Origin of the sequence: Pediococcus ethanolidurans (genome assembly GCF_001437405.1) — a bacterium.
GTDB lineage: Bacteria > Bacillota > Bacilli > Lactobacillales > Lactobacillaceae > Pediococcus > Pediococcus ethanolidurans.
Genome location: NZ_JQBY01000053.1, coordinates 1 through 1,779, shown reverse-complemented (window position 1 = coordinate 1,779; position 1,779 = coordinate 1). Strand labels below are relative to the sequence as shown.

The 1,779-nt window shown below is 49.4% G+C and carries 1 rRNA gene; it reads right to left on the bottom strand.

What is annotated here, in order from left to right:
- Nucleotides 1-61: 61 nt before the first annotated feature.
- A 16S ribosomal RNA gene (locus tag IV87_RS10765) occupies nt 62-1,639 on the bottom strand.
- Nucleotides 1,640-1,779 lie beyond the last annotated feature (140 nt).

The following is a 1,779-nucleotide window of genomic DNA, read 5'->3' as shown; positions in this document are numbered from 1 at the left end:
ACCTCTCAAAACTAAACAAAGTTTCGACAATGTGTAGGTTTCCGTTTCTAAATATCCTTAGAAAGGAGGTGATCCAGCCGCAGGTTCTCCTACGGCTACCTTGTTACGACTTCACCCCAATCATCTGTCCCACCTTAGACGGCTAGCTCCCGAAGGTTACTCCACCGGCTTTGGGTGTTACAAACTCTCATGGTGTGACGGGCGGTGTGTACAAGGCCCGGGAACGTATTCACCGCGGCATGCTGATCCGCGATTACTAGCGATTCCAACTTCGTGCAGGCGAGTTGCAGCCTGCAGTCCGAACTGAGAACGGTTTTAAGAGATTAGCTAAACCTCGCGGTCTCGCAACTCGTTGTACCGTCCATTGTAGCACGTGTGTAGCCCAGGTCATAAGGGGCATGATGATTTGACGTCGTCCCCACCTTCCTCCGGTTTGTCACCGGCAGTCTCACTAGAGTGCCCAACTTAATGCTGGCAACTAATAATAAGGGTTGCGCTCGTTGCGGGACTTAACCCAACATCTCACGACACGAGCTGACGACAACCATGCACCACCTGTCATTCCGTCCCCGAAGGGAACGCCTAATCTCTTAGGTTAGCAGAAGATGTCAAGACCTGGTAAGGTTCTTCGCGTAGCTTCGAATTAAACCACATGCTCCACCGCTTGTGCGGGCCCCCGTCAATTCTTTTGAGTTTCAACCTTGCGGTCGTACTCCCCAGGCGGAATGCTTAATGCGTTAGCTGCAGCACTGAAGGGCGGAAACCCTCCAACACTTAGCATTCATCGTTTACGGCATGGACTACCAGGGTATCTAATCCTGTTCGCTACCCATGCTTTCGAGCCTCAGCGTCAGTTGCAGACCAGAGAGCCGCCTTCGCCACTGGTGTTCTTCCATATATCTACGCATTTCACCGCTACACATGGAGTTCCACTCTCCTCTTCTGCACTCAAGTCTCCCAGTTTCCAATGCACTTCTTCGGTTAAGCCGAAGGCTTTCACATTAGACTTAAAAGACCGCCTGCGCTCGCTTTACGCCCAATAAATCCGGATAACGCTTGCCACCTACGTATTACCGCGGCTGCTGGCACGTAGTTAGCCGTGGCTTTCTGGTTGGATACCGTCACTGCATGAGCAGTTACTCTCACACACGTTCTTCTCCAACAACAGAGTTTTACGACCCGAAAGCCTTCATCACTCACGCGGCGTTGCTCCATCAGACTTGCGTCCATTGTGGAAGATTCCCTACTGCTGCCTCCCGTAGGAGTCTGGGCCGTGTCTCAGTCCCAATGTGGCCGATTACCCTCTCAGGTCGGCTACGTATCACTGCCTTGGTGAGCCTTTATCTCACCAACTAGCTAATACGCCGCGGGTCCATCCAGAAGTGATAGCCGAAGCCATCTTTTAAAAATCAACCATGCGGTTAATTTTGTTATGCGGTATTAGCATCTGTTTCCAGGTGTTATCCCCCACTTCTGGGCAGGTTACCCACGTGTTACTCACCCGTTCGCCACTCACTTTATAGTTAAAATCATCTTCGATGCAAGCATCTCAAAATCAATTAACGAAAGTGCGTTCGACTTGCATGTATTAGGCACGCCGCCAGCGTTCATCCTGAGCCAAGATCAAACTCTCATATTATACTTGAGTTTTAACAAGCTCATTTGTTGTTTCATTGTTTAAAGCGAATTGACTTCGCAAATTGTTTGCTTCAAAATTTTCATTTGAAGACCCTACACATTTTGTTTCGTCGAAACTTTGTTCAGTTTTCAAAGGTCTAC